This is a genomic window from Pseudomonas sp. XS1P51 (assembly GCF_054897845.1).
Window position 1 is genome coordinate 2,707,829 of sequence record NZ_CM142707.1, and the last position, 22,364, is coordinate 2,730,192.

The window sequence follows — 22,364 nt, forward strand, 5'->3', positions numbered from 1 at the left end:
GCAGTGTTTACCGGAGGTAAGTGCCGTTATGGACCGGATTCCAGCCAAGGCTGTCCGACTGCAGTAGTTTTTCTAGAGATGTTTTTCAGGGGCTAAATGTCCTTTTTCCTTAGGGGTGAAACACCTTGGCCAAGATTCTCGTGGTTACATCCGGCAAGGGTGGTGTGGGTAAGACCACCACCAGTGCTGCTATCGGTACCGGCCTCGCACTGCGCGGTCACAAAACAGTCATCGTCGACTTCGACGTCGGCTTGCGTAACCTCGACCTGATCATGGGTTGCGAGCGTCGCGTGGTGTATGACTTCGTCAACGTGGTCAACGGCGAAGCCAACCTGCAACAAGCCCTGATCAAAGACAAACGCCTGGAAAACCTCTACGTACTGGCCGCCAGTCAGACCCGCGACAAAGACGCGCTGACCGTGGAAGGCGTGGAAAAAGTCCTGATGGCACTCAAGGAAGACTTCGAATTCGTGGTCTGCGACTCCCCGGCCGGCATCGAGAAAGGTGCTCACCTGGCCATGTACTTCGCGGATGAAGCGATTGTCGTGACCAACCCGGAAGTCTCCTCGGTACGTGACTCGGACCGTATGCTGGGCCTGCTGGCCAGCAAATCGCGCCGCGCTGAAAACGGCGAAGAGCCGATCAAGGAACACTTGCTGCTGACCCGCTACAACCCGCAACGGGTCAGTGACGGCGAAATGCTTGGCGTCGAAGACGTCAAAGAGATTCTGGCTGTCACCCTGCTGGGTGTAATTCCCGAATCCCAGGCGGTACTAAAAGCTTCCAACTCCGGTGTGCCGGTGATTCTCGACGACCAGAGCGATGCCGGCCAGGCGTACAGCGATGCCGTTGATCGCCTGTTGGGCAAGGATGTGGAGCATCGTTTCCTCGATGTTACGAAGAAGGGCTTCTTCGAGCGCCTGTTTGGAGGTCGGTAATGAATCTTTTTGACTTCTTTCGTGCCAGCAAAAAGGTCAGCACCGCGTCGGTAGCGAAAGAGCGTCTACAGATCATCGTGGCGCATGAACGCGGCCAGCGCAGTACGCCGGATTACCTGCCAGCCTTGCAGAAGGAACTGGTCGAGGTGATTCGCAAGTACGTCAATATCGGGTCCGATGACGTGCACGTCGCCCTGGAAAACCAGGGTAGCTGCTCGATTCTGGAACTCAATATCACCCTGCCAGATCGCTAGTCGATCCGGCTGGAGCCACGGCGGCTCAGTGCCCTTCGGGCCTTTGTAGGAGCTGCCGAAGGCTGCGATCTTTTGATCTTGCTTGCAAAAAAGGCAAAATCAAAAGATCGCAGCCTTCGGCAGCTCCTACAGGGGTCATTGGGTTCTGAGCCGCCGTTGGCGTTTGTTACGAGGCTGTTTTAATGCCGTTGTCCAACATCAGCATCATCCATCAGGACGCCGCCGTACTGGTGGTGAACAAACCGACCCTGTTGCTCTCTGTCCCCGGCCGGGCCGATGACAACAAGGACTGCCTGATTACCCGCCTGCAAGAAAACGGCTACCCGGAAGCGCGAATCGTCCATCGGCTGGACTGGGAAACCTCCGGCATCATTCTGCTGGCCCGCGATCCGGACACTCATCGCGAGCTGTCTCGGCAATTTCACGACCGCGAAACCGAAAAGGCCTACACCGCCCTGTGCTGGGGACAACCGGAGCTGGACAGCGGCAGCATCGATCTGCCCCTGCGCTATGACCCGCCGACCAAGCCGCGCCACGTGGTAGATCATGAGTTCGGCAAAAATGCCCTGACCTTCTGGCGCGTGCTGGAACGTTGCGGCGACTGGTGCCGCGTTGAACTGACGCCGATCACCGGCCGCTCCCATCAGTTGCGCGTGCACATGCTCTCCATCGGCCACCCGCTGCTGGGTGACGGGCTCTACGCCCACGAGCAGGCGCTGGCCGCCTGGCCACGACTGTGCCTGCACGCGAGCATGCTCAGCTTCACCCACCCTCAAACCGGTGAACGCTTGCGCTTCGAGTGCCCGGCACCGTTCTAGGCGCACGCATGGCAAATCCTGTAGGAGCGAGCTTGCTCACGATGGTGTGTCAGTCGACACCAATGTAGCTGATACACCATCGCGAGCAAGCTCGCTCCTACAGGGATCTTCCACAGCAGCAGTGCGCCGCCAATTCTGCGATCAATACGGTAAACTTGCGCCATTGCTGTCTGGAGCTACTTATGCGCGAAGAGTTGAACCAAGGCCTGATCGATTTCCTCAAGGCCTCCCCTACCCCGTTTCATGCCACCGCCAGCCTTGTTCAACGCCTGGAAGCGGCGGGCTATCAACGTCTCGACGAGCGCGAGCCCTGGACCACCGAAGCCAACGGTCGCTACTACGTCACCCGTAACGACTCTTCGATTGTCGCCATCAAGATGGGCCGTCATTCACCGCTGCACGGCGGTATTCGCCTGGTCGGCGCCCATACCGACAGCCCGTGCCTGCGGGTCAAACCCCAGCCGGAACTGCAACGCCAGGGCTTCTGGCAACTGGGCGTCGAAGTCTATGGCGGCGCGTTGCTGGCACCTTGGTTCGACCGTGATCTGTCTTTGGCCGGCCGCGTGACCTTCCGCCGCGACGGCAAGGTCGAGAGCCAGTTGATCGACTTCAAGACGCCGATCGCGATCATTCCAAACCTGGCCATTCACCTCAATCGTGAAGCCAACATGGGTTGGGCCATCAATGCCCAGACCGAATTGCCACCGATCCTCGCGCAATTTGCCGGTGACGAACGCGTGGACTTCCGCGCCGTCCTCACCAACCAGCTGGCCCTGGAGCATGGCCTCAACGCCGACGTGGTGCTCGATTACGAGCTGAGCTTCTACGACACCCAAAGCGCTGCGATCATCGGCCTGCATGGCGACTTCATCGCCGGTGCGCGCCTGGACAACCTGCTGTCGTGCTACGCCGGCCTGCAAGCCTTGCTGACGACCGACACCGAAGAAACCTGTGTGCTGGTCTGCAACGACCACGAAGAAGTCGGTTCCTGCTCGGCCTGCGGCGCCGATGGCCCGATGCTGGAGCAAACCCTGCGTCGTTTGCTGCCCGAGGGTGACGAATTCGTACGGACCATTCAGAAATCCCTGCTGGTCTCGGCCGACAACGCCCACGGTGTGCACCCCAATTACGCCGACAAGCACGACGCCAATCACGGCCCGAAACTCAACGCCGGCCCGGTGATCAAGGTCAACAGCAACCAGCGCTACGCCACCAACAGCGAAACCGCCGGGTTCTTCCGCCATCTGTGCATGGCCGAAGAAGTGCCGGTGCAGAGCTTCGTGGTGCGCAGCGACATGGGCTGCGGCTCGACCATCGGCCCGATCACCGCCAGCCACCTGGGCGTGCGCACTGTGGACATCGGCCTGCCGACGTTCGCCATGCACTCGATCCGCGAGCTGTGCGGCAGCCATGACCTGGCGCACCTGGTCAAAGTGCTGAGCGCGTTTTACGCCTGCCAAGAGTTGCCGTAATTCACTGATCCAGCGACAAACCTGTGGCGAGGGGGCTTGCCTCCGTTCGGCTGCGAAGCAGTCGCAAAGCCAGTGAATGCGGTCTGCCTGAAGGATCACGGTTGCTGGTTTTGGGGCTGCTGCGCAGCCCAACGGGGGCGAGCCCCCTCGCCACAGAAACTCCTTGCCGCCGATGTCTCGCTGCACTTCTGACTCATTTTTGATACACGTCATCACCGGTCGCCCAAAAGCCACCTAGACTTTAACTATCCCCTTTCGACAAGGCAGTCGCTCATGATCTCAATGTCTTCCTTTCACACCATGCTGATCCCGATTCTTGGCGGGATGATCCTGCTGGCCATCGGCTTCAATTTTCGCGACAAGAACGCCGGGGTGTTCGCGATGTGGATCGGCATGCTGACCATCCTCGCCACCGTGGTTTTCAAGATCCTCGCCAAACTCAACGAATAAATCCTCGCCCCTGGCTCGCATTGATTTTGGCGGGCTCGTACACTCGATCGATCCGCTCATCCCGAGGTTGACCGCCTAGTGTTCGCTCGTCTTTTTGCCCTGCCCTGTCTTTTCCTCGTCTGCCTCATGACGCTGCTGCCGATGGCTCCTGCCCACGCAGTCAGTTTGCCGGGCTTGCTCAACAACTCGGCGAAAACCCAGCCAGAGGCACAAGAACCCCTGGGGCAATCCCTGGACGAAGTCATCAAGTCGCTGGAAAACGACCAGCAGCGGAGCAAATTGCTGGCCGATCTGAAGAAGCTGCGCGACGCCACCAAAAAAGCCCAGCCAGTCACCGAAAAAGGTGTGCTGGGCCTGATTGGTGGAACCCTGGCCAGTTTCGAAAAACAGTTTTCCGGGGTCGACAGCCCGCTCACGCGCTGGTCCGAAGAATTCGATCTGGCCAAGGATGAGCTGACGGCACTGATGCTGCCCGCCAATGAATGGCTGCCGATCATCTTTGCCTTCGCCATGATTTTGATGGTCTGGAGCTTGCTGGCCGCCGCGCTGATCTGGCTCGGGCATCGGGTGCGGATGCGCTTCGGCCTGACCGAAGAACTGCCGCAACACCCCAAGGCCCTCGACATGTTGCGCTTCGCCCTGCGTAAACTCGGGCCATGGCTGATTGCCTTGGTGATGACGGTCTATATGACGTACGCCCTGCCCTCGTCATTGGGCAAAAGCCTGGCCATGGTGCTGGCCTATGCGCTGGTGGTCGGCACGTGCTTTTCGGCGATCTGCGTGATTGCGTTCTCCGTGCTCGACGGCCCGCACCGCCACCGCGCCTTGTACATCCTGCGACACCAGGCCTTTCGGCCGCTGTGGCTGATCGGCAGTTTCGCCGCGTTCGGCGAAGCCCTGAGCGATCCACGGCTGGTTACCAGCCTCGGCAGTCACCTGGCGCACACCGCCGCAACCGTGGCCAACGTACTGGCCGCATTGTCCACCGGGCTGTTCATCCTGCGCTTCCGTCGACCCATCGCTCACTTGATCCGCAACCAACCATTGTCGCGGCGCCTGACCCGTCGCGCCCTCAGCGACACGATCGAAATCCTCGGCACGTTCTGGTACGTGCCGGCGCTGGTGCTGGTGGCCATCTCGCTGTTCGCTACCTTCGTCTCCGCCGGCGATACCAGCACCGCATTGCGTCAGTCGCTGATCTGCACCGTGCTGCTGGTGCTTTGCATGGTCATCAACGGGCTGGTACGCCGCCACGCCCTCAAACCGCAACGCGGCGTGAAGCGCCATGCGCTGTATTCGGAACGCCTGAAAAGCTTCGTCTACACCCTCGCCCATCTGGTGGTGTGGCTGGCGTTCATCGAACTCGGCCTGCGGGTCTGGGGCATGTCGCTGATCGCGTTCACCGAGGGCGAGGGCCATGAAGTCAGCGTCAAACTGTTCAGCCTCGGTGGCACGCTGATTTTTGCCTGGCTGATCTGGATTCTCAGCGACACCGCCGTGCACCACGCCCTCACCCGCTCGCGCAAAGGCCTCGCCAATGCCCGCGCGCAAACGATGATGCCGCTGATCCGCAACGTGCTGTTCGTGGCAATTTTCATCATCGCGCTGATCGTCGCCCTGGCGAACATGGGCATGAACGTCACGCCCCTGCTGGCCGGTGCCGGCGTGATCGGCCTGGCCATCGGTTTCGGCGCGCAGTCGCTGGTTGCCGACCTGATCACCGGGTTGTTCATCATCATCGAAGACTCCCTGGCCATCGACGACTACGTCGACGTCGGCGGCCACCTGGGCACGGTCGAAGGCCTGACTATCCGCACCGTGCGCCTGCGGGACATCGACGGCATCGTCCACACCATCCCGTTCAGCGAAATCAAAAGCATCAAGAACTACTCCCGGGAGTTCGGCTACGCGATCTTCCGGGTGGCGGTGCCCTCCAACATGGACATCGATAACGCGATCAAACTGATGCGCGACGTCGGCCAGAAAATGCGCACCGATCCGCTGCAACGGCGCAACATCTGGTCGCCACTGGAGATTCAGGGTGTCGAGAGCTTCGAGTCCGGCAATGCGATTCTTCGTGCCCGGTTCAAGACCGCGCCGATCAAGCAGTGGGAAGTGTCCCGTGCGTTCAACCTGTCCCTCAAGCGCCATCTGGATGAAGCAGGGCTCGACCTGGCGACGCCGCGCATGAGCGTGCAGGTGATCACGGCGGGCAGAGGTCCGGTTTCGGAGTAACGCCAATACCTGTAGCAGTTGCCGAGCCTGTGACCCATGTGGGAGCGAGCCGGCTCCGGGCGGCGTTCCGACGATAGCGGAGTATCAGATACATAAATGTTGACTGATCCGGCGCTATCGTCGGAACGCCGCCCGGAGCCGGCTCGCTCCCACACTGGTCCGCGGTACAAAACGCAGGCCAAAAAAATCCCCGAACCAGTCGGGGATTTTTTATGTTCGATCAATCAGCCCGAGAGCGGATCAATCTTCGCGGTAGCGACGCAGCTTCAACTGCTTACCGGCAACGCGAGTGTCCTTCAGCTTGGTCAGCAGACGCTCCAGACCATCTTCCGGCAGCTCGACGAGGCTGAAGCTGTCACGCACCTGGATGCGACCGATTGCTTCGCGAGCCAGGCCACCTTCGTTCAGGATAGCGCCCAGCAGGTTCTTGGCAGCGATACCATCACGCGCACCCAGCGCGGTACGGCAACGAGCACGACCTTCGGCCAATGGAACCGGAGCGCGACGCTCACGATCACCACGGTCCGGACGATCACCGGTACGCTCTGGACGATCGCCACGCGGTGCGTTGTTCGGCACCAGTGGACGTTCTTTCTCGATTGCAGCCAGGGTCAACGCCTGAGCGTTGGTTGCCTTGCGCAGCAGAGCAGCGGCCAGGGCACGCGGGGTGCAACCGATGTCGGCGGTCAGGCGATCCAGCAGATCACCGTGAGTCGATTCGGCGTCAGCCACCAGCGGCGACAGGCTGTTGGTCAGTTTCTTGATGCGGGCATCGAGAACTGCCTGAGCGTCCGGCAGGCGAACTTCGGCAACTTTCTGACCGGTTACACGCTCGATCACTTGCAGCATGCGGCGCTCGCGTGGCGTCACCAGCAGCAGTGCACGACCTTCGCGACCGGCACGGCCGGTACGGCCGATACGGTGAACGTAGGACTCTGGATCGTAAGGCATATCAACGTTGAACACGTGAGTGATACGCGGAACGTCCAGGCCACGGGCAGCAACGTCGGTCGCCACAACGATGTCCAGACGGCCATCCTTGAGGGATTCGATCACGCGCTCACGTTGGTTCTGAGCAATGTCGCCGTTCAGCGCAGCGGCTTTGTAGCCTTTGGCTTCCAGGGCACTGGCCAGGTCCAGGGTCGCTTGCTTGGTGCGCACGAACATGATCAGGGCGTCGAAGTCTTCAACTTCCAGCAGGCTCAATACAGCCGAGGTCTTCTGGTCAGCGTGAACCAACAGGTGAGCCTGTTCGATCGCGGTAACGGTCTGGGTCTTGGTCTGGATCTTCACGTGCTGCGGATCACGCAGGTGACGTTCGGCGATAGCACGGATCGACTGCGGCAGGGTGGCCGAAAACAATACGGTCTGACGGGTAGGAGGCAGAGCCTTGAAGATGACTTCGAGGTCGTCCATGAAACCCAGTTTGAGCATTTCGTCGGCTTCGTCGAGAACCAGGTGGTTCACGGTCGACAGGACTTTTTCGTCACGACGCAGGTGGTCGCACAGACGGCCCGGAGTGGCGACAACGATCTGTGCGCCATTACGGATTGCTTTCAGTTGTGGGCCCATAGGGGCGCCGCCGTAAACGGCCACAACGGTAACGCCCGGCATTTGCTTGGCGTAGGTTTCGAAAGCGGTTGCTACTTGCAGCGCCAACTCACGGGTTGGCGCCAGGATCAGGGCTTGCGGTTCGCGCTTTGCAGGATCGATGCGATGCAGGATCGGCAGGGCGAACGCGGCGGTTTTACCCGTACCGGTTTGCGCCTGACCAATCATGTCGTGACCGGCCATGATGATCGGGATCGATTGCTGCTGAATAGCCGAAGGCTCTTCGTAGCCGGTCGCGATGACGGCTGCAAGAATGTTCGGATTAAGATTAAAAGCGGCGAAGCCGCCGGTTTCCTGGGTCATGGGTCTGCCTCTAAGTGCATCCGCAAAGACCCATGCTCCAAAGCTGCGCATGCCGTGTAAGACTCAAGAGTCGCCCTGGCTGCTTTGTCGGCGGGGATTTGCGAAAACGAATGAATGAAAAAGATTCGTCAAGGGAGAGTCCGCTGTGCGGACGTGCAGCCGAAGCTGACTTCGGGGAATTGCGCTACCTAAACGCGGCCCGGTTAAAGGCCGGCGCGCACTATACCGGAATTCGGCCAAAAAGGGAGCATTATTTGTCGGAAAACTGACGTATACACCGTTGTGTCACAGGCTTTGCGGATAATCGTGCAACGGTCTATTTTTCAAAGGCCCGGCCCTGCTGGCGATGGCGCTAAAACGGTTCATCCTGGTGACGCAGACCTGCGGTCTGATCCCCCCTTCCGCCCGAGGAAATGCTCCATGAATCAGCCCGCTTCCAGTCGTGTAACCCGCGAACGACACGGTCATGTCCTGTTGATCGGCCTGGATCGGGTGGCCAAGCGCAACGCCTTCGATCTCGAGCTGCTCAATGAATTGAGCCTGGCGTATGGCGAGTTCGAGGCTGACAGCGAGGCACGGGTGGCGGTGGTGTTCGGCCATGGTGAACATTTCACCGCCGGACTCGATCTGGTCAGTGCCAGCGCGGCCCTGGCCGAAGGTTGGCAGGCACCGCCCGGCGGTTGCGATCCGTGGGGTGTATTCGCCGGTCCCAGGGTGAGCAAACCGGTGATTGTCGCCGCGCAAGGCTACTGCCTGACCATCGGCATCGAGTTGATGCTGGCCGCCGACATCAACCTGTGCGCCAGCAATACCCGATTCGCCCAGAAGGAGGTGCAGCGCGGGATCTTCCCGTTCGGCGGCGCCACGTTGCGCCTGCATCAAGTCGCCGGCTGGGGCAACGCCATGCGCTGGCTGCTGACCGGCGACGAATTCGATGCCCATGAGGCGTTGCATCTGGGGTTGGTGCAGGAAGTCATGGCCAGTGAGGATTTGCTGCCGCGAGCACTTGAGCTGGCTGAGCGGATTGCCCGGCAGGCGCCGCTGGGGGTTCAGGCGACGTTGATGTCGGCCCGGCAGGCGCGTTATGAGGGTGAAACCGCCGCGGCGCAGGGGTTGCCGCCGCTGGTGAAGAAGTTGCTGGCCAGTGAGGATGCCCGGGAGGGTGTGCGGTCGATGGTCGAGAGGCGGCCCGGTGTTTTCAAAGGGTTTTGAGAACTGTATTGACGGGTAGAAAGCTATCGCGAGCAGGCTCGCGCCCACATTTTGATCGCGATCCCATGTGGGAGCGAGCCTGCTCGCGATGAGGCCAGCCCAGACAGCAAATCAAGTCGCCGGGCGAATCACCTTGATCAACGACTGCAACGAATACCCCAGTCGCGGTGCCAACCCTTCGGCCCGGGCGATCAAGCCAGCCATGTCCAGTTCCTGATCCAGCTCGGAAGGCACGATCAGAATCACGTTGCCCTCCTTCACCGGCAGTTCCCAGTAATGCCGGTGATAGAGCCCGCGCAACAACGCCGCCCCCAACGGTTTGCCGTCGTCGGTAGCCCACTGATTAATGACCAGCCAGCCGCCCGGATTCAGACGCTTCTGACAGTTTTCCAGGAAATTCCAGGCAAGGTGACCGACGCCCGGTCCGACATCGGTATAGAGGTCGACGAAGATCAGGTCAGCCGGCTCGGCGGTATCCAGCAACTCCAGGGCATCGCCGACGCGGATGTACAGCCGTGGATCGTCGTCCAGCCCAAGGTATTCGATAGCCAGGCGCGGCACGTCGGGGCGTAGTTCGATGGCTTCGACGTCTTCCAGCGGCAGGAACTTCAGGCAAGCCTGGGTCAGCGTACCGGCCCCGAGGCCAAGGAACAGCGCGCTTTCCGGTTGCTCATGGCACAACGCGCCAATCAGCATCGCCCGGGTGTAATCGTATTCGAGCCAGCTCGGATCGGCGGTGAACACGCAGCTCTGCTCGATGGCATCACCGAACTCGAGAAAACGGTAATCGGCCACTTCCAGCACGCGAATCACGCCGAACTCATCCTGCACCTCGGCGAGCAAATGCTCGACGCGCTCCTCAGTCATTTCGTCTCCTGATCGTTACCGGCCCCGGCAACGCGACAAGCCGCAACATAAAGCGGCAAAGGCGCGATTGTCCGCGAAGCGACGGGAACAGGTCACGCACTAATTGCTGATAACATGACAGTCCGAGCGTAAAACACTAGAGACCGTGATGAGCCAACCCTGGAGCCCTGACAGCTGGCGCGCCCTGCCGATCCAGCAACAACCCCAATACCCCGACACGGCGCATTTGCGGCAAGTCGAGCAAACGCTGGCCAGCTATCCGCCGCTGGTGTTTGCCGGTGAAGCCCGGGAGTTGCGCCGTCAGTTTGCCGAAGTGACCCAGGGCCGGGCGTTCCTGCTGCAGGGCGGCGACTGCGCCGAGAGCTTCGCCGAGTTCTCCGCCGCAAAAATCCGCGACACCTTTAAAGTGCTGCTGCAAATGGCGATCGTCATGACCTTCGCCGCCGGCTGCCCGGTGGTCAAGGTCGGGCGCATGGCCGGCCAGTTCGCCAAGCCGCGCTCGGCCAACGACGAAACCATCGACGGCGTGACGTTGCCCGCTTACCGTGGCGACATCGTCAACGGCATCGGTTTCGACGAAAAAAGCCGCGTGCCGGACCCGGAGCGTCTGCTCCAGTCCTATCACCAGTCCACCGCTACCCTGAACCTGCTGCGCGCCTTCGCCCAAGGCGGTTTTGCCGACCTGCATCAGGTGCACAAATGGAACCTGGACTTCATCGCCAACTCCGCGCTGGCAGAAAAATACAGCCACTTGGCCGATCGCATCGATGAAACCCTGGCCTTCATGCGCGCCTGCGGCATGGACAGCTCGCCGCAACTGCGCGAAACCAGTTTCTTCACCGCTCACGAAGCGCTGCTGCTGAACTACGAAGAAGCTTTCGTGCGACGTGACAGCCTGACCAACGATTACTACGATTGCTCGGCGCACATGCTGTGGATCGGCGACCGCACCCGTCAGCTGGACGGCGCACACGTCGAGTTTCTGCGCGGGGTGAACAACCCGATAGGGGTCAAGGTCGGCCCGAGCATGAACCCTGAAGACCTGATTCGCCTGATCGACGTGCTCAACCCGGACAACGATCCGGGCCGTCTGAACCTGATTGCGCGGATGGGTGCGAACAAGGTCGGCGATCACTTGCCGCAGCTGATCCGCGCCGTGCAGCGTGAAGGCAAGCAGGTGCTCTGGAGCTCCGACCCGATGCACGGCAACACCATCAAGGCCAGCAGCGGCTACAAGACCCGCGACTTCGCGCAGATCCTTGGCGAAGTGAAGCAGTTCTTCCAGGTTCACGAAGCAGAAGGCACGTATGCCGGCGGCATCCACATAGAGATGACCGGGCAGAATGTCACCGAGTGCATTGGTGGTGCGCGACCGATTACCGAAGACGGGTTGTCGGATCGGTACCACACCCATTGCGACCCGCGGATGAATGCGGATCAGTCGCTGGAGTTGGCGTTTTTGATTGCCGAGACGTTGAAGCAAGTCCGCCGGTGAGTCAAAAAGCCTTTCGTTGCTTGTGACACCGCTATCGCGAGCAGGCTCACTCCCACAGTTGACCGAGTTGTCCGGGCATGTGGGAGCGAGCCTGCTCGCGATCGCTTCAGTTCAGTCACCGCCAATGGTGGCCAATGCCACCCTCAACCGCGCCGCACTCGCCCGCGGGCAATTCAACTGAACTTGCGCCAGCCCCAACCAATCCGCCATCCGCCGCAAATTCACCGCCAACGCCGTCATCCCCTCCTCATCCAGCCCCGGCTCTTCCTCATGTACGGCATGTACCGCCAGCCGCCCCGACGCCCGCTCGGCACGCAAATCCACCCGCGCAGCAATCCGTTCGTTGTGCAAAAACGGCAAGACGTAATAGCCGTAGACCCGTTTGTCCGGCGGCGTATAAATCTCCAGCCGATAACGGAAATCGAACAACCGCTCGGTACGGCTGCGCTCCCAGATCAGCGAATCGAAGGGTGAAAGCAAGGCACTGGCCTCGACTTTGCGCGGCACTTTGGGCTCGGGCAGACAAAAAGCCGGTTGCCGCCACCCCTGGACTTCGCAGGTCAGCAACTCGCCCGCCTCCACCAGCTCCGCCAGGCGCGGACGTGCATCACCGGGGCTCAGGCGAAAGTAATCGCGCAGGTCCTTTTCAGTGGCCACACCCAAGGCGCTCGTGGCATGCCGCAACAGTCCGCGCTGAGCCTCGGCTTCCGAGAGCAGAGGCTGCTGGAGAATCGCCGAAGGGATCACCCGCTCCGGCAGATCATAAAGCCGCTCGAATCCGCGTCGCCCGGCAACGGTCACTTCACCGGCAGCGAACAACCATTCCAGCGCATGCTTTTCCGCGCTCCAGTCCCACCACGGCCCTGCCCGCTCCTGACGGGTCGACAGGCTCCCGGCTCCCAGCGCGCCGAGCTCCTCAACCGACGCCAGCACCCGGCGAATCGTGTCCTGCTGCTCACGACCGAAACGGGCCAGTTGCTGATAAATATCTTCGCCACGGGTCGCGCGCAGCATGCGCCAGCGCATCAACGGGTACATCGACAAGGGCAGCAAGGAGGCTTCATGGCCCCAATATTCGAACAACGTGCGGCGCCGGCCCGAACTCCAAGCAGCCTGGTCGAGCAAATCGGATGAGTAATTGCCGAGGCGGGAAAACAAGGGAAGGTAGTGCGAACGCACCAACGCATTGACCGAATCGATCTGCAGAATGCCCAGCCGCTCGATCAGGCGATTGAGCTGAACCGCTTTGATCGCCGCTGGCGGCTGGCGCCCGTTGAATCCTTGGGCGGCCAGCGCCAGACGCCGAGCCTGTTTGAGGGAAAAGGACAGTGTCGCGGGCATGAGCATCTCCTTGTCTGCTCGCAACCTACCTCACCGGGAGACGGTTTGTGTAGTTGTGCCTTACTCATTTGTGCATCGGGTCATCCCAGAATGGGCGGATGGCTTCGTGCTCGACATCCGCACGGCTCAGCCCGATGTCCTTCAACGCTTCATCACTCATGCCCGCCAACATTTCCCGTTCACGGTGCAGTTCGTACCAGCGGTTAAATTTGTGCAGCAAATCGGATATCAGGTGGATGGAGTGTTTTTCTACGTCGACATAACCTTTTTGACCTTTCATCGTGTTGCCCTCCGTTTGGGATGGCTCAAGTGTCGCGCCGAGACTAAGATCAATCCAACGAATGTTTCTTATGAAACACATCTCGGAGATTGATGAATGTCCGCCTTCCCAAGTATCGACACCGAAGTGCTGCGCACCTTTGTCGCCATCGCCGACCAGGGCGGTTTTACCCGCGCCGGGGAATTGGTCAATCGCACCCAGTCTGCCGTGAGCATGCAGATGAAACGGCTGGAAGAGGACGTGTTGCAGCGCCAGTTGTTCCAGCGCGACGGCCGTCAGGTGCGGCTGACGGCGGAGGGCCAGGTGCTGCTGGGTTACGCCAGGCGCATCCTCAAGTTGCACAGTGAAGTGTTCAACACGTTGCGCGAGCCGCACATGGTCGGCATGGTGCGCATCGGCACCCCGGACGATTACGTGATGCGTTTTTTACCGGGGATTCTGCGGCGATTTGCCCAGTCGTATCCGCTGATCCAGATCGAGGTGCACTGCGAATCATCAAAACAATTGCTGCTGCGCCAGGATCTGGATCTGACGATCGTCACCCGAGAGCCGGGCAGCGAGATCGGCCAGTTGTTGCGCAAGGAACGTTTTGTCTGGGCCGAGGCGCAATGTTTCAGCGCCCATGAGCAAACGCCGCTGCCGCTGGCGATGTTCAACAGTGATTGCTTCTGCCGCTTATGGGCCTGCAATGCGCTCGATGCCATGGGCCGCGATTATCGCGTGGCCTACAACAGCGACAGCCTGTCGGCGATCATGGCGGTGGTCAGTGCCGGCCTGGCGGTGACCGCGCAACTGGAAAGCCTGGTCACCCCGGACATGCGCATTCTCGGTGAAGCCGAAGACCTGCCGATCTTGCCAGAGGCGAGCATCATGCTGGTGCGCAACCTGCACAACCCGTCGCCGATCACCGAGAGCCTGGCCGAACACATCGTCGAAGGCTTCAAACTTTAAAGGCGAGCATCACCGCGCACAGCACCAGGAAGCCACAGAACAGCCCGCGTAACAGCCGCTCCGGCATGGCGTGGGCGATCCTCACGCCCCAACTGATGCTCATCAGACCACCGACCGCCAGTGGCACGCCGATCATCCAGTCCACCTGATGGTGCACGGCATAGGTGACCAGCGTGACACCCGTGCTCGGCAATGCCAGCGCCAGCGACAAGCCCTGCGCAACCACCTGCGTCGTACCGAACAGACTGGTCAGCACCGGCGTCGCCACCACCGCGCCGCCGACGCCGAACAATCCGCCCATGGTGCCGGAAGCCGCGCCGAGTACACCCAGCCATGGCCATGAGTAATTCATCTGCGAAGTAGCCGGTGCGTTGGCATAGAACATTCGCATCAGGTTGTAGGCCGACAGCGCGACCAGGAACGCGACAAATCCCACGCGCATGGTTTGCGCATCGATGCCCACGGCCCAGATCGAACCGGCCCAGGCGAAGCAGAAACCCATCGAGGCCAGCGGCAGTGCATGGCGCAATTCGATCCGGTTGCGCTGGTGGTAACGCCACAGCGCCAGCATTACGTTCGGCACCACCATCACCAGTGCCGTACCTTGGGCAACCTGCTGATCGAGACCGAACAGCACGCCCAACAACGGGATCGCGATCAAACCGCCGCCAATGCCGAACAACCCACCCAGGGTTCCCAGGGCAGTGCCAAAGACCAGATACATCAAAAACTCAATCACAGGCGATTTCCCCTCACGTCAGGCCATTCATCCTACGCAGTCGAGGCTGGCGGGGAAACGCACAGCAACGCACAATGGCTGTGCCAATTTCGCACAAGCATTGACAAAACCATGAACCCCAATCAATTAACGGAACAGCTGGGCTTGTTCCTTGACGTGCTGGAAACCGGCAGCTTTTCTGCCGCGTCCCGCCGTCATCCGCTGACCCCTTCGGCAGTGGCGCGGCGCATCGACAGCCTGGAAAACGCCGTCGGCAGCCAGTTGTTCATTCGCAGCACCCACGCGGTGCGTGCAACCCCGGCCGGTCTGGCCTTTGCCGAACGCGCACGGCGGATCGTCGCTGAGCTGCGCCTGGCCCGGGCTGAAGCGGTGTCTCTGAGCAGCGCACCGGAAGGCTTGATCCGGATCGATGCACCGGCAGCGTTCGGACGGCGGCATCTGGCGCCGGTGATTGCCGACTTTCTGATGCTCTATCCCGGTCTCGACGTGCAACTGCACCTGATCGATAGTTTTGTCGATATGCAGGGGCTGAATCTGGGCAAGGTCGATCTGGTGCTGCGCGCCGGGCAAATGGCCGATACCCGGCTGGTAGCCACGCCGCTGGCGAGCATGGTGCGCATTGCCTGTGCCAGCCCCGACTACCTGAAGCGTCGTGGCGTACCGACCGACCCGGCGCATCTGATTGAACACGATGGTCTCGACTGGGATGGCCTGGCCCCGCCCTTCGCCTGGCGTTTCGAGCGGGACGGGCAAATGCACTTGCACCGCCCGGCGCGCATCCGCATGCGTGCCAACAATGCCGAGGCGCTGGTTTGCGGCGCATTGGCCGGGCTGGGTATCGCGCATCTGCCGACCTGGCTGGCCAGCGAATACTTGCTACGCGGTGAACTGCTGCCGTTGTTTTGCGAGAACGGTCTGCCACAACCGGAAACCACCGGCATCTATGCCCTGCGCCTGGAGCAACAACCCAACTCCCGCAGCCGTTTGTTGCTGGAATACCTGAAAACCCGCTTCAGCCCTATTCCACCGTGGGATCTGGCGCTGCAAACCAACCTGGACCGGCACTAGTCCAGAATTGTCTGGCGCATTAAAGATTCGCCCGCTAGATTTATGACGATCACTGATCAAGGCTTCGAAATGACCACCGAGCGCAATACCCCGGATAACTGCGACGACCTGCTGCTGGACAATCAGGCCTGCTTCGCCCTGCACTCCACCTCGCTGCTGATGACCAAGGTCTACAAGCCGCTATTGCAAGCACTGGGCCTGACCTATCCGCAATACCTGGCGATGATGGTGCTGTGGGAACAGGACGGTTTGACCGTAGGCGAAATCAGCGCGCGACTGCTGACCGATCCTGGCTCACTGACGCCATTGCTCAAACGCCTGGAAGTCGAAGGTTTGCTCAGCCGCACCCGCAGCCGCGAAGACGAGCGGGTGGTGATTGTCGAACTCACCGAACAGGGTCGTGCCTTGCGGGACAAGGCGCGCGGTATTCCCCAGTGCATCCTCGGCGCCAGCGGGATGACGCTGGAACGACTGCAGAAACTGCAAGCTGAGCTGCAAGCGCTGCGTAGCAACCTGCAAGACAGCCTCTGATCTCAACCCGCCGCAAATCCCCTGTGGGAGCGAGTTTGCTCGCGATAGTGGCCCGACATTCAGCATGGATGTGGACTGTTGCACCGCTATCGCGAGCAGGCTCGCTCCCACATTTTGTTTTGCAGTGCTCTCACGAATCCGGTTCGCCTTCACCCTCCTCGAAAAAAAATCACCGCCCAAAAATCCTGCCTCAACCCCTCTAATTCAATAGTCTTGCCAGCAAGCGCTGACGCGCACTTCTATCTTTTCCAAACTTTTTCAAAATTTATATTGCGCACTAAATATCAGCGCGCTACATTTACCTCGCACTTACTTAGCGCGCAAATATTTAGCGCGAACAACCCAAACCCGAACGAGGCTTACATCATGCAAACTCTCTACACCGCAATCGCAACCTCCACTGGCGGCCGTGACGGTCGTGCGGTTTCCAGCGACAACATCCTCGACGTCAAACTCGCCACCCCAAAAGAACTCGGCGGTGCCGGCGGCGCAGCGACCAACCCTGAGCAACTGTTCGCCGCCGGTTACTCGGCCTGCTTCATCGGCGCGCTGAAATTCGTCGCCAGCCAGATCAAACGCACCATCCCGAACGACGCCTCGATCACCGCCCATGTCGGCATCGGCCAGATCCCTGGTGGTTTCGGCCTGGACATCGACCTGCACATCAGCCTGCCGGGTCTTGAACAAGCCGATGCGCAAAGCCTGGTCGACGCCGCCCACCAGGTCTGCCCGTACTCCAACGCCACCCGTGGCAATGTCGATGTGCGCCTGCACGTTGCCGTCTAACCGCTGACTCCAAGGCCCGAAAAGGAAACGAACATGAACACTTTCAGCAAAGTCTTGACCGGTACCCTTCTCGCCCTGTCCATCCACAGCGCGTTCGCTGGCGACGGGGTTGAACACAACACCCAGGCGTTCCTCGACGTCCTGAATGCCGGCACCGGCAAGCCGATGGAACAACTCACCCCGAAAGAAGCCCGTGCCGTACTGGTCGGCGCGCAGGCCGGGGTGAAACTGACGCTGCCAAAAGCAGACGTCAGCGAGAAGACCATTCAAGTCGACGGTCAACCGCTCAACCTGACCATCGTCCGCCCGGCCGGGGTCAAAGGTGAGTTGCCGGTGTTCATGTTCTTCCACGGCGGTGGCTGGGTCCTGGGGGATTTTCCGACCCACGAACGCCTGGTTCGGGACCTGGTTGTGGGTTCGGGTGCGGCGGCCGTGTTCGTCAATTACACGCCGTCGCCGGAAGCGCATTACCCGGTGGCGATCAACCAGGCTTACGCCGCGACCAAATGGGTGGCCGAGCACGGTAAAGAGATCAACGTCGATGGCAAGCGCCTGGCCGTCGCCGGTAACAGTGTCGGTGGCAACATGGCGGCCGTGGTTGCGCTGATGGCCAAGGACAAGGGCACGCCGGCGATCAAGTTCCAGGTGCTGCTGTGGCCGGTGACGGATGCGAGCTTTGAAACGGCGTCTTACAACCAGTTTGCCGAAGGGCACTTCCTCACCAAAAACATGATGAAGTGGTTCTGGGACAACTACACCACCGATGCCAAACAACGTAACGAGATCTACGCCTCGCCGCTGCGGGCAACCACCGCTCAACTCAAAGGCTTGCCACCGGCACTGGTGCAGACGGCCGGCGCCGATGTACTGCGCGACGAAGGTGAAGCCTACGCTCGCAAGCTCGATGAGGCCGGCGTGCCGGTCACGGCGGTGCGCTACAACGGCATGATCCATGACTACGGCTTGCTCAACGTGGTGAACCAGGTGCCGGCGGTGCGTTCGGCGATGCTGCAAGCCTCCGAAGAACTCAAGCAACACCTGAAATAAAGCAAAAAGATCGCAGCCTCGTTTCACTCGACAGCTCCTACATGGGTTTGGCATTCCCCTGTAGGAGCTGTCGAGTGAAACGAGGCTGCGATCTGCTGATCTTGGTGGCACAAAAAAGCCCGACTCAATGGTCGGGCTTTTTCATTCCTCAAGCGGTGCTTATTTAGCACGGCCTTTGTAGGAACCGCCTTCGCGGGTATCGATCTCGATCATGTCGCCGATTTCGATGAAGTCAGCAACCGACAGCTCGGTACCGTTCTTCAGTTTGGCAGGCTTCATTACCTTGCCGGAAGTGTCGCCGCGAGCGGAACCTTCGGTGTAGTCGACCTGACGCACGATGGTGGTCGGCAGTTCTACGGAAACCAGACGCTCTTCGAAGAAGATCGCTTCGCAAACATCGGTCATGCCTTCTTCAACGAAAGGCAGAACGGCTTCGATGTCTTCAGCGTTCAGCTCGTACATGGTGTAGTCGGTGGTGTCCATGAACGTGTAGGTGTCGCCGCTGATGAAGGACAGGGTCGCTTCTTTGCGGTCGAGGATTACGTCGTCCAGTTTGTCGTCGGCGCTGTAAACGATCTCGGTCTTGTAACCGGTCAGCAGGTTTTTCAGCTTGGTCTTCATGATCGCGCTGTTACGACCAGACTTGGTGAATTCAGCTTTCTGAACCAGCCAAGGATCGTTTTCGAGACGGATCACGGTACCGGGTTTCAGTTCTTTACCAGTTTTCATTGCGAATATCCGAATTTGGATGGGATTTACAAAAATCTAGGCCGCGTATCATATCCAATTTACATAAAACTGTACCAGCGCTGCGGCAAGATCAGCCTGCAAGGCCTGTTCCAGACACCACGCTTCGGCATGTTTTTGCAGTTCCGGCCAGTGTTTACGGCTCGATTGCCAGTGGTCGGTCATTGTCTCACCGGCATTCCAGGCCCGCCAGAGACCGCTGATCGCCTCGCGTGCAGGGGCAGACAAGCCTTTTGTGTACCGCGTCAGGAAGGCTTCGAGCTTGTCCAGGTGTATGTCTTCGTCCTGGCGATAGATGTGCCAGAGCAGCGGCCGCCCCGCCCATTGTGCGCGAACAAAGGAGTCTTCGCCGCGCACGGCGTTGAAATCGCAGCTCCACAGCAACAGGTCATATTGGTCTTGTCGGACGAACGGCAGGACTTGCACGGTCAAGGCATCGCGCACATGCAGAGCGCCCGCCGCCAGACCGTCCACGCCGAGCCACCGCTCGACATCCCCCAGAACACGGCCTTCGGGCACCAGCAGATGAGTGGGCGTCGAATCGGCGGCCATGACATCCAGCCAACTGGCCAGTCCGGCATTCTCGTAGGCAAACAACGAGATCAGTTGTGCATTCGGCGCGCGATCAATCCCAAGACTTTGCAGGAATTCCCGCTGCGCTGGGGGGCTTTGCTGAAATTGCCTGCGACGCTCAAGCAATCCGCTTTCACGCAACAAGCCACCGGTGCCCTTCTGGAACCCCGGAAAGAAGAAGTACTTCTGCACCGTTTTGTACTTCACCGACGGCAAGCCATGGCAGCCGACGACCCAGTCCTCGGCGCTCAGGTAGTCGAGATTCATCCACAACGGCGGCTTTTGCCGTTCGGCCATGGCGTCCATGTACGCGCTCGGCAACTGGCAGGCGAACGCGGCGATCACCACATCAGCCGCTTCGGTGGGTTGCCAGTCAGTGGGCCACTGACGCACTTCGACACCTTGCTGCCACTGCTGCGGAGCATGGATGTCGATTTCCGGACAGATACGTTCGAAGGCCCGCAGGTCATCGACCCACAAGCGCACCGTCACCGAATGCTCGGTCACCAGTTGCCGGGCCAGACGCCAGGTCACGCCGATGTCGCCAAAGTTGTCGACCACGGTGCAAAAAATATCCCAGCGGGTATTCAATTCAGGCATTCCAGGCTCCCGTTGGCAAAGGCGCCGATTGTCCGCATAAATTACCTCGTGCAGAAGAGCCGACGGCGATTAATCTTCGTGCGACAATCGCCACTCGCCCGCGACCACCCGCCAGGAGGCAGCCATGCCCTACCGCCCCAACCCGCGCCGCCCGTTGCCAATCCAGCTCAATGCGCTGCAATTGACCGGCAGCATTGCCCTCGGTTTGTGGCTGGGATTCATCGCGATTGCACTGACCTGCTGGCTCGCCTCTCGCCTGTTGTTCAGCGAGCAACTGGCACCGGTGGCCGCAGCGGTGGAGCAACTGGCCAAACCGCCGGTGGTGGTGCAACCGGTGCCGGATATTCCGCCCCAGAGCCCGTTGTTCGAACAATACGAAGAGAACCTGCGCAAGGACGAGCAACAGCAACGACTTGATCAGGCCCGCAGCACCCGGCGCAATCTGGCCAATCCAAAATGCCAGTTCTGGCTGCAACAGGACCAGACTGCGCCGAGCGAAAAAAGCCGCGCCAACGTCCTGCAATTCTGCGACTGACCATGAATAAACAAACCGTCCACCAACTGATTCTCGACAAGCTGCGCATCGATCTCGACATCGCCGAGCGTGCCGCACAGACCGCTTACGAAACCGCGACCCACGAAGAAAACATCGCCGAAAACAAGTACGACACGCTGGGTCTGGAGGCGTCCTATCTCGCCGCCGGCCAGGCCAGACGGGTGGAGGAAATCAGGCAGTCGCTAGCGCTTTGCCAGAACCTGACACTGCGTCCTTATGACGATCAACGTGGTATCGAAGTGGGCGCCCTGCTCGGGCTGGAAGACGAAAACGGTCGTGAGCAGTGGCTGTTCCTGGCACCCGACGCGGCGGGTTTGAAGGTCGATCTGGTGGGGCAAATGATCACCGTCATCACCCCCCGCTCACCGCTGGGCAAAAGCCTGCTGGGCAAGTTCAAAGGGGACGAGGTGGAGATTCTGGTGGCGGGTGCTCGGCAACAGTTTTCTGTCACCGAGGTGGTCTAGCAGGGAGATTTAATGGACCGGCAGTTCGACGCCGTCGAACAGCTCTTCCAGTTCCTGCTTGTTGTGGCACTGGATGGCCTTGGCCATGACTTCACGGGTCAGGTGCGGGGCAAACTTCTCGATGAAGTCGCACATGAAGCCACGCAGGAACGTCCCGCGACGGAAACCGATCTTGGTCACGCTGGACTCGAACAGCTCGCTGGCATCGAGCACCACCAGGTCGCTGTCGAGTTTGGTATCGACCGCCATTTTCGCCACGATGCCCACGCCCAGACCGAGGCGAACGTAAGTCTTGATCACGTCGGCGTCGGCCGCAGTGAACACCACTTTCGGCGTCAGGCCGCGGTGGCTGAACGCTTCGTCAAGCTTCGAACGGCCGGTGAAACCGAACACATAGGTCACGATCGGGTATTCGGCCAGGGCTTCGAGCGTCAGCTTCGACAGCTTGGTCAGCGGGTGGCCCTGAGGCACGACCACGCAACGGTTCCAGCGATAGCACGGCATCATCACCAGGTCGCCGAACAGCTCCAGGGCTTCGGTGGCGATGGCAAAATCCACGGTGCCGTCAGCGGCCATCTCGGCGATTTGCATCGGCGAACCCTGGTGCATGTGCAGGGCGACGTCCGGGTATTGCTTGATGAAATTGCTGATCACCGGCGGCAACGCATAACGCGCCTGGGTGTGCGTGGTGGCGATCGACAGGGTGCCTTTCTTCTCGTTGGAGAATTCCTGGGCGATCTGCTTGATGCTTTCAACCTTGCGCAGGATCTCGCCGGCGGTGGTAATAATGCGCTCGCCGGCCGGGGTGACGCGGGTCAGGTGCTTGCCGCTGCGGGCAAAAACCTCGACGCCCAATTCGTCTTCCAGCAGACGGATCTGCTTGCTGATGCCCGGCTGCGAGGTGTAAAGACTTTGGGCTGTAGCGGAAACGTTGAGGTCGTGGTGCGCCACTTCCCAGATGTAGCGCAGTTGTTGAAGCTTCATATGAATCCCTCAAAGCAGGTAGACGCCACGGGCATCAGCGAC

General features: G+C 60.2%; 23 protein-coding genes. 15 read left to right on the plus strand and 8 right to left on the minus strand.

Going from position 1 to position 22,364, the window contains the following annotated elements; all coding sequences use genetic code 11:
- Positions 1-125: 125 nt before the first annotated feature.
- The 6 genes from minD to ACYZUD_RS12580 all read left to right on the plus strand — a co-directional run bounded on the left by minD (position 126) and on the right by ACYZUD_RS12580 (position 6,167).
- Positions 126-938, plus strand: a complete 813-nt coding sequence (minD, locus tag ACYZUD_RS12555; RefSeq protein ID WP_462024289.1) for a septum site-determining protein MinD — start codon at positions 126-128, stop codon at positions 936-938.
- A complete protein-coding gene (gene minE / locus ACYZUD_RS12560; protein ID WP_007898843.1) occupies positions 938-1,192 on the plus strand; it encodes a cell division topological specificity factor MinE in 255 nt (84 codons plus the stop codon). Before minD ends, minE begins: the two co-directional genes overlap by 1 nt.
- Before the next feature lie 182 nt (positions 1,193-1,374).
- Entirely contained in the window at positions 1,375-2,010 is a 636-nt protein-coding gene (locus tag ACYZUD_RS12565) for an RluA family pseudouridine synthase (protein ID WP_462024290.1), read from the plus strand.
- 182 nt (positions 2,011-2,192) lie between these two features.
- Positions 2,193-3,482, plus strand: coding sequence for a M18 family aminopeptidase (locus ACYZUD_RS12570; protein ID WP_462024291.1), 1,290 nt, complete (start codon positions 2,193-2,195; stop codon positions 3,480-3,482).
- Positions 3,483-3,764: 282 nt separating this feature from the next.
- Positions 3,765-3,932: a hypothetical protein gene (locus ACYZUD_RS12575; RefSeq protein ID WP_462025215.1), complete on the plus strand. Its 168-nt coding sequence runs from the start codon at positions 3,765-3,767 to the stop codon at positions 3,930-3,932.
- Positions 3,933-4,010: 78 nt separating this feature from the next.
- Positions 4,011-6,167, plus strand: a complete 2,157-nt coding sequence (locus ACYZUD_RS12580; protein WP_462024292.1) for a mechanosensitive ion channel domain-containing protein — start codon at positions 4,011-4,013, stop codon at positions 6,165-6,167.
- 240 nt (positions 6,168-6,407) lie between these two features.
- Here the strand turns inward: ACYZUD_RS12580 and ACYZUD_RS12585 are convergent, their stop codons facing one another.
- Complete coding sequence (locus ACYZUD_RS12585) at positions 6,408-8,081, minus strand: DEAD/DEAH box helicase (protein WP_008146183.1); 1,674 nt, start codon at positions 8,079-8,081, stop codon at positions 6,408-6,410.
- Positions 8,082-8,501: 420 nt separating this feature from the next.
- Between ACYZUD_RS12585 and ACYZUD_RS12590 the strand changes: the two genes are divergently transcribed.
- On the plus strand, positions 8,502-9,293 hold the full coding sequence (locus ACYZUD_RS12590; RefSeq protein ID WP_462024293.1) for a crotonase/enoyl-CoA hydratase family protein: 792 nt from the start codon (positions 8,502-8,504) through the stop codon (positions 9,291-9,293).
- Positions 9,294-9,404: 111 nt separating this feature from the next.
- On the opposite strand, the gene ACYZUD_RS12595 is transcribed toward ACYZUD_RS12590, so the two are convergent.
- Positions 9,405-10,160: a spermidine synthase gene (locus tag ACYZUD_RS12595; RefSeq protein ID WP_462024294.1), complete on the minus strand. Its 756-nt coding sequence runs from the start codon at positions 10,158-10,160 to the stop codon at positions 9,405-9,407.
- A gap of 148 nt (positions 10,161-10,308) precedes the next feature.
- On the opposite strand from ACYZUD_RS12595, the gene ACYZUD_RS12600 reads away from it, so the two are divergent.
- Positions 10,309-11,655 (plus strand): class II 3-deoxy-7-phosphoheptulonate synthase, encoded by a 1,347-nt coding sequence (locus ACYZUD_RS12600; RefSeq protein ID WP_462024295.1) that lies wholly within the window; start codon positions 10,309-10,311, stop codon positions 11,653-11,655.
- 111 nt (positions 11,656-11,766) lie between these two features.
- On the opposite strand, the gene ACYZUD_RS12605 is transcribed toward ACYZUD_RS12600, so the two are convergent.
- The gene (locus ACYZUD_RS12605) at positions 11,767-12,996 is read right to left on the minus strand and encodes a winged helix-turn-helix domain-containing protein (protein ID WP_462024296.1); all 1,230 of its coding nucleotides are present in this window, start codon (positions 12,994-12,996) and stop codon (positions 11,767-11,769) included.
- 64 nt (positions 12,997-13,060) lie between these two features.
- The gene (locus ACYZUD_RS12610) at positions 13,061-13,276 is read right to left on the minus strand and encodes a DUF1127 domain-containing protein (protein WP_034150155.1); all 216 of its coding nucleotides are present in this window, start codon (positions 13,274-13,276) and stop codon (positions 13,061-13,063) included.
- A gap of 96 nt (positions 13,277-13,372) precedes the next feature.
- Here ACYZUD_RS12610 and ACYZUD_RS12615 point away from each other — a divergent pair, with 96 nt between their 5' ends.
- Positions 13,373-14,227 (plus strand): LysR substrate-binding domain-containing protein, encoded by an 855-nt coding sequence (locus tag ACYZUD_RS12615; RefSeq protein ID WP_462024297.1) that lies wholly within the window; start codon positions 13,373-13,375, stop codon positions 14,225-14,227.
- On the opposite strand, the gene ACYZUD_RS12620 is transcribed toward ACYZUD_RS12615, so the two are convergent.
- The gene (locus ACYZUD_RS12620; RefSeq protein ID WP_462024298.1) at positions 14,217-14,951 is read right to left on the minus strand and encodes a sulfite exporter TauE/SafE family protein; all 735 of its coding nucleotides are present in this window, start codon (positions 14,949-14,951) and stop codon (positions 14,217-14,219) included. The two genes, ACYZUD_RS12615 and ACYZUD_RS12620, sit on opposite strands and share 11 nt — an antisense overlap.
- 126 nt (positions 14,952-15,077) lie before the next feature.
- On the opposite strand from ACYZUD_RS12620, the gene ACYZUD_RS12625 reads away from it, so the two are divergent.
- The 4 genes from ACYZUD_RS12625 (at position 15,078) to ACYZUD_RS12640 (ending at position 18,398) form a co-directional block, all read left to right on the plus strand.
- Positions 15,078-16,034: a LysR family transcriptional regulator gene (locus tag ACYZUD_RS12625; RefSeq protein ID WP_462024299.1), complete on the plus strand. Its 957-nt coding sequence runs from the start codon at positions 15,078-15,080 to the stop codon at positions 16,032-16,034.
- 69 nt (positions 16,035-16,103) lie between these two features.
- Positions 16,104-16,565 (plus strand): MarR family winged helix-turn-helix transcriptional regulator, encoded by a 462-nt coding sequence (locus ACYZUD_RS12630; RefSeq protein ID WP_462025032.1) that lies wholly within the window; start codon positions 16,104-16,106, stop codon positions 16,563-16,565.
- Positions 16,566-16,931: 366 nt separating this feature from the next.
- The gene (locus ACYZUD_RS12635; RefSeq protein WP_462024300.1) at positions 16,932-17,351 is read left to right on the plus strand and encodes an organic hydroperoxide resistance protein; all 420 of its coding nucleotides are present in this window, start codon (positions 16,932-16,934) and stop codon (positions 17,349-17,351) included.
- Between the two features lie 33 nt (positions 17,352-17,384).
- Positions 17,385-18,398 (plus strand): alpha/beta hydrolase, encoded by a 1,014-nt coding sequence (locus ACYZUD_RS12640; RefSeq protein WP_462024301.1) that lies wholly within the window; start codon positions 17,385-17,387, stop codon positions 18,396-18,398.
- A gap of 159 nt (positions 18,399-18,557) precedes the next feature.
- Here ACYZUD_RS12640 and ACYZUD_RS12645 read toward each other — a convergent pair whose 3' ends face one another.
- Together ACYZUD_RS12645 and earP are read right to left on the minus strand one after the other, a co-directional pair.
- Positions 18,558-19,127 carry an elongation factor P gene (locus tag ACYZUD_RS12645; RefSeq protein ID WP_007943632.1) on the minus strand — a complete coding sequence of 190 codons (570 nt, stop codon included), beginning with the start codon at positions 19,125-19,127 and terminating at the stop codon, positions 18,558-18,560.
- A gap of 48 nt (positions 19,128-19,175) precedes the next feature.
- Positions 19,176-20,318: an elongation factor P maturation arginine rhamnosyltransferase EarP gene (gene earP / locus ACYZUD_RS12650; protein WP_462024302.1), complete on the minus strand. Its 1,143-nt coding sequence runs from the start codon at positions 20,316-20,318 to the stop codon at positions 19,176-19,178.
- 124 nt (positions 20,319-20,442) lie between these two features.
- Here earP and ACYZUD_RS12655 point away from each other — a divergent pair, with 124 nt between their 5' ends.
- Together ACYZUD_RS12655 and ACYZUD_RS12660 are read left to right on the plus strand one after the other, a co-directional pair.
- Positions 20,443-20,853, plus strand: coding sequence for a hypothetical protein (locus tag ACYZUD_RS12655; protein ID WP_462024303.1), 411 nt, complete (start codon positions 20,443-20,445; stop codon positions 20,851-20,853).
- Between the two features lie 2 nt (positions 20,854-20,855).
- Positions 20,856-21,338, plus strand: a complete 483-nt coding sequence (locus tag ACYZUD_RS12660; protein ID WP_462024304.1) for a GreA/GreB family elongation factor — start codon at positions 20,856-20,858, stop codon at positions 21,336-21,338.
- 9 nt (positions 21,339-21,347) lie between these two features.
- On the opposite strand, the gene cysB is transcribed toward ACYZUD_RS12660, so the two are convergent.
- On the minus strand, positions 21,348-22,322 hold the full coding sequence (gene cysB, locus ACYZUD_RS12665; RefSeq protein WP_008049066.1) for an HTH-type transcriptional regulator CysB: 975 nt from the start codon (positions 22,320-22,322) through the stop codon (positions 21,348-21,350).
- Between the last annotated feature and the right edge of the window lie 42 nt (positions 22,323-22,364).

Bases quoted from the DNA above. Each gene is read 5' to 3' on its own strand.
- minE (WP_007898843.1), top strand. From the start codon at position 938: ATGAATCTTTTTGACTTCTTTCGTGCCAGCAAAAAGGTCAGCACCGCG.
- ACYZUD_RS12565 (WP_462024290.1), top strand. From the start codon at position 1,375: ATGCCGTTGTCCAACATCAGCATCATCCATCAGGACGCCGCCGTACTG.
- ACYZUD_RS12570 (WP_462024291.1), top strand. From the start codon at position 2,193: ATGCGCGAAGAGTTGAACCAAGGCCTGATCGATTTCCTCAAGGCCTCC.
- ACYZUD_RS12575 (WP_462025215.1), top strand. From the start codon at position 3,765: ATGTCTTCCTTTCACACCATGCTGATCCCGATTCTTGGCGGGATGATC.
- ACYZUD_RS12585 (WP_008146183.1), bottom strand. From the start codon at position 8,081: ATGACCCAGGAAACCGGCGGCTTCGCCGCTTTTAATCTTAATCCGAAC.
- ACYZUD_RS12590 (WP_462024293.1), top strand. From the start codon at position 8,502: ATGAATCAGCCCGCTTCCAGTCGTGTAACCCGCGAACGACACGGTCAT.
- ACYZUD_RS12595 (WP_462024294.1), bottom strand. From the start codon at position 10,160: ATGACTGAGGAGCGCGTCGAGCATTTGCTCGCCGAGGTGCAGGATGAG.
- ACYZUD_RS12600 (WP_462024295.1), top strand. From the start codon at position 10,309: ATGAGCCAACCCTGGAGCCCTGACAGCTGGCGCGCCCTGCCGATCCAG.
- ACYZUD_RS12605 (WP_462024296.1), bottom strand. From the start codon at position 12,996: ATGCCCGCGACACTGTCCTTTTCCCTCAAACAGGCTCGGCGTCTGGCG.
- ACYZUD_RS12610 (WP_034150155.1), bottom strand. From the start codon at position 13,276: ATGAAAGGTCAAAAAGGTTATGTCGACGTAGAAAAACACTCCATCCAC.
- ACYZUD_RS12615 (WP_462024297.1), top strand. From the start codon at position 13,373: ATGTCCGCCTTCCCAAGTATCGACACCGAAGTGCTGCGCACCTTTGTC.
- ACYZUD_RS12620 (WP_462024298.1), bottom strand. From the start codon at position 14,951: ATGTATCTGGTCTTTGGCACTGCCCTGGGAACCCTGGGTGGGTTGTTC.
- ACYZUD_RS12625 (WP_462024299.1), top strand. From the start codon at position 15,078: ATGAACCCCAATCAATTAACGGAACAGCTGGGCTTGTTCCTTGACGTG.
- ACYZUD_RS12630 (WP_462025032.1), top strand. From the start codon at position 16,104: ATGACCACCGAGCGCAATACCCCGGATAACTGCGACGACCTGCTGCTG.
- ACYZUD_RS12635 (WP_462024300.1), top strand. From the start codon at position 16,932: ATGCAAACTCTCTACACCGCAATCGCAACCTCCACTGGCGGCCGTGAC.
- ACYZUD_RS12640 (WP_462024301.1), top strand. From the start codon at position 17,385: ATGAACACTTTCAGCAAAGTCTTGACCGGTACCCTTCTCGCCCTGTCC.
- ACYZUD_RS12645 (WP_007943632.1), bottom strand. From the start codon at position 19,127: ATGAAAACTGGTAAAGAACTGAAACCCGGTACCGTGATCCGTCTCGAA.
- earP (WP_462024302.1), bottom strand. From the start codon at position 20,318: ATGCCTGAATTGAATACCCGCTGGGATATTTTTTGCACCGTGGTCGAC.
- ACYZUD_RS12655 (WP_462024303.1), top strand. From the start codon at position 20,443: ATGCCCTACCGCCCCAACCCGCGCCGCCCGTTGCCAATCCAGCTCAAT.
- ACYZUD_RS12660 (WP_462024304.1), top strand. From the start codon at position 20,856: ATGAATAAACAAACCGTCCACCAACTGATTCTCGACAAGCTGCGCATC.
- cysB (WP_008049066.1), bottom strand. From the start codon at position 22,322: ATGAAGCTTCAACAACTGCGCTACATCTGGGAAGTGGCGCACCACGAC.